Source organism: Paenarthrobacter sp. CM16 (assembly GCF_013179505.1).
Lineage (GTDB): Bacteria > Actinomycetota > Actinomycetes > Actinomycetales > Micrococcaceae > Arthrobacter.
Window position 1 is genome coordinate 1 of record NZ_JABMCX010000378.1, and the last position, 3,732, is coordinate 3,732.

The following is a 3,732-nucleotide window of genomic DNA, read 5'->3' on the forward strand; positions in this document are numbered from 1 at the left end:
GTTCCAACCCCAGCCAACTGTTGACGCACCGAGGAATCCGCCGTATCCATTGCCCGGATACAGGACGAGCTCACCGGAGGGCTTTCGTGCCAGGAGATCGTTGTTGCCGTCACCGCTGAAGTCGGCGGCAGGGAAGATCGAGCTGAAAATGCCCCAGCCCCAACCAATTTGCTGGCGGGGGTACCAGCCGCCCTGGCCATCTGCCGGGTAGAGGAAAAGAGAACCTGCATTGTCACGGGCAATGACGTCGTTCTCGCCGTCGTTGTTGAAGTCACCGGCGGAGAACATCAGGTTGAAGATGTTCCAACCGGAGCCAACTTCGTAGGCCTGCTTCCACGTACCGTTGCCTCCGGTGGGAAACAAGCCCAAGCGGCCTGAGGAGTCACGGATGAAAAGGCTCATGGTGTAGGGATCCCAGTACTCTGTGCGGTAAGAGCCTGAGGTGTGGGGCCGGTCAATGTCCACTGGCGTCACGTAGTTGAAGTCCAAGGCATCCAGGGCAACAGCAGCAGTGCCGGAACCCGGCAAATTGCCCGGGTTGTGGATCAGCGAACCGTCGCGCCAGTAGCCGAGTTCCTGACCGGCAGCGGTGAGGATCTGGAGATACTGCGCAACATAAGTTCCTGGCGAAGTGCCCTGAGCGAAGAACACGTCGAACGAGTACGTCGAGTCGGCAGCGCTGTAGGAGCCTTGCGTCATCTGCGTGTGCAGCTTTCCGGTGGCGGTGTTGCGGAAGAGCACGTAAACGTCGTTGACAGGACCTGAGGCTTGGACCGTGATCCTGGATGTCGCTTGTCCGCCCGCAGCGATCGAGTCCGGCGTAGTGGAGACCGCCACCGGGACCGGCGCAAAAGTGTCATCGGCCTGCGCTGCCGGGGCTAAGCCCAGCCCGCCAACCAGGACGATGCTGCCTGTCATCATTGCCAGCCAGCTGCGCACACGGCGCAAAGGAGTGATCCCCATTGTTCCCCCAAATCGAGCCGGTCCCGGATGGCCGGCGGGTGTAAGTGACTTGAGAGTACAACGGCGGAACGACAGTCTGGCAATTTACAGACAAAAGTTCAGGGAAAAGACAAGTCAAGTCCCGGAATCAACCGAAATCGCCTTAGAAGACGGCGGTTAGGTAACCCCAACCGGTGCCGATCTCATGCGATTGGCGGTAGTAGTACCCGTCCGGACTCATCTCCTCCCCGCGGAAAGCACCCTGATCAGTTACGTTGAAGAAGTAGTTGTACTGCTCCCACGCATTGAAACCGCCGAGGGGACCCATAAAGCGGCTTGATGCGTAATTGCCCTGCAATATCCGCGAGGAAGACCAGCCACCCTTTCCATCGGGGTAGTAGGCATGGAGCCTGCCGTCCGTTCCTCTGGCCAGAATGTCGGAGGTGCCGTCTCCGCTGAAGTCCCCTGGCGTGAACACTTTGTTGAAGACGTTCCACGCCTGCCCGACCTGCGATGCTGTGAGCCATCCGCCACGGCCGTTGCCAGGGTAGAGGAACATCCGGCCCTGCGTATCGCGGGCCAAGATGTCGCTTGTTCCGTCGCCGTTGAAGTCGCTGGCGGGAATGATCTCGCTGAAACCACCCCACCCTGTGCCAATGACCGAGGAACCCAGCCAGCCGCCGCGTCCGTTGCCCCGGTATAGCCATAGCTGCCCGGATGCATCACGGGCCAGAACATCCATTTTGCCGTCGCCGTCGAAGTCGCCCGGAGATGACAAGGAGGTGAAATTTGCCCAGCCCCAGCCAATGTCTTTGCTCCCGCTCTTGAACTCTCCGCTGTCTCCCCCCGAGAACAAGATGAGTGTGCCGTTGGGTTTCCTGGTGATCACGTCAGGCCTGCTGTCGCCGTCGAAATCACGCAGGAGCGAGTGCATCTTGACCCTTGGGTCGCTCGAGCTGCGGAAGATGCCCACCACGCTTCCGGCGTAGCTGACAACCGCCGCTACGCCCAGTTGCTTGCCCACGTCGCCTGGTTTGGGGCTGTACGTAGCGCCGGTTGCTCCGGCAATAGGCACTGCGACGTCCACCAGCCATTGGTAGCTGACCGTCGGCTTGGCTCCGGCCGGGAGACCTTTGATGGTTGAGGCGTCGAACCCTGCGTTGATGGGGCTTCGCACGGCGACATTGGAGGGCAGCCGTGGATCGACCGCGTCCGCCAAATAGAAGGGAGCGGTTTCAACAGTTTCCGGCAGGCGGCCTGCTGCCATGGCTGTGAGTTTCAAGGTCAGGCCGGAGCCCGTACCGGCAAACTTGTCCGGAACATCGAACCAACTGGCGTCGGCAGTCTGGCGGACGCCATCCCGGAACCATTCGTAGGTGTAGTCCGACGGCGGCGCAGCCCACGTTCCGTGGTTGACGCTGAAGGAAAGGTTGGAGTAGCCCGCTTCCTTCCTGATCCCCAGGGCGGGCAGGGTCAGGTTGGCGTTGGCACTAAGGATTTTTGCGGAATTGCTGACTGTGAAGTCAAGTGTCTCCCACGCAGCAGGGAGTGTCTCTCCAGAGGTTGAGCCACGGTAGTAGCCCAGTGTCTGTTGACCGTAGGTGATGATCACGCTCTGCAACTTGTGAACGCCATTGAAGAAAGCGTCGGCTGCCACCGCAGACGACGCTGTTGCGGTCAACGGTCCGGCAGCCGGTGTCCCCGACCAAATGACGCGGTGTTCGGTGACTAGGGATTCGTCGGTGTAACGGAACTCCACCCGCTGGGCTCGCTGCGCCAAAGTGAAGGCGATCTTCACTGTGCCGCCGGGGGCAACAGTGGGGGTGGAGATCCGTTGGACGGAAACGAGCTTTGGCACGGGGTCTTCAGCTGCCGCCGCAGGGGAGATCCCGGACGGCGCCAGCATCACTGCGGCCAGGACGAGTCCCAGAAGGGCCGCAAAGCGCCGAAACGTGATGGGGCCAAGCCCCGCAGCGGTCCGAGTCGTCATGATGTCTTTCCTCGAATGGTGTGAAGTAGGAGTAAGCATGGCCTAGAAGACAGTGTTGAAGGCGTTCCAGCCCCAACCGATAGTGGCTTGGCGTTTCAGTGCGATATGGCCCAATCCGTAGAACATGGTGAGCCGTCCATCAGGGTGGATCCCGTATACCTCTGGAACACCGTCACTATCGAAGTCTCCGGGTGCGCCGATACGGCTGAATCCTCCCCAGCCGTAGCCTGCGTAAGCGTTAAAAGCGTTGGGCGTCCATGCGTTCTCGTAGAAATAGCCATTTCCGGAGCCGGAGTAGGCCCGTAGGTTACCTGAGCTGTCACGGGCGAAGATGGAACGTGATGATGGAGAGATGAAGGCATTAAAGTCGCCCCAACCACCACTGAGCGTGTATGGGGTCAGGAAGCCGCCCCGTCCATTCCCGGGATACATCACCATCGTGTTCGAGGCGTCCCGGGCAATCAGGTCGGCGGTGCCGTCACCGTTGAAGTCGCCCGGTGCCACGATATCCTTGACGGCCCCCCAGCCCTGCCCGATCTGGAACGATCGAAGCCAGCCACCCTGGCCATTGCCTTGGTAAAGGAAGAGCCTTCCGGCGCCATCGCGGGCCATGACGTCCACGTTCCCGTCGCCGTCGAAGTCGCCGGGTGAAAAGAGGGAATTGAACCCGTTCCAGCCCTGACCGATCTTCTGGGCGGGCAACCAGCCGCCGCTGCCGTTGCTGGGGTACAACCACAGGTTGCCCCCGGTATCGCGGGCGAAGATGTCCCCTGTCCCGTCCGCGTTGAAGCCCTTACCGC

Annotated in this window: 3 protein-coding genes; all 3 read right to left on the minus strand. The window is 60.8% G+C overall.

What is annotated here, in order from left to right:
- The coding region (locus HP499_RS22020; protein ID WP_172326229.1) for a VCBS repeat-containing protein at positions 1 to 963 on the minus strand (963 nt) is incomplete at its 3' end.
- Positions 964 to 1,105: 142 nt separating this feature from the next.
- Positions 1,106 to 2,932 carry an FG-GAP-like repeat-containing protein gene (locus tag HP499_RS22025; protein WP_172326230.1) on the minus strand — a complete coding sequence of 609 codons (1,827 nt, stop codon included), beginning with the start codon at positions 2,930 to 2,932 and terminating at the stop codon, positions 1,106 to 1,108.
- 42 nt (positions 2,933 to 2,974) lie between these two features.
- A partial coding sequence (locus HP499_RS22030; RefSeq protein ID WP_172326231.1) for a VCBS repeat-containing protein occupies positions 2,975 to 3,732 on the minus strand: 758 nt, incomplete at its 5' end.

Excerpts from the sequence above, each read along its gene's own strand:
- HP499_RS22025 (WP_172326230.1), bottom strand. The coding sequence starts at position 2,932 with ATGACGACTCGGACCGCTGCGGGGCTTGGCCCCATCACGTTTCGGCGC.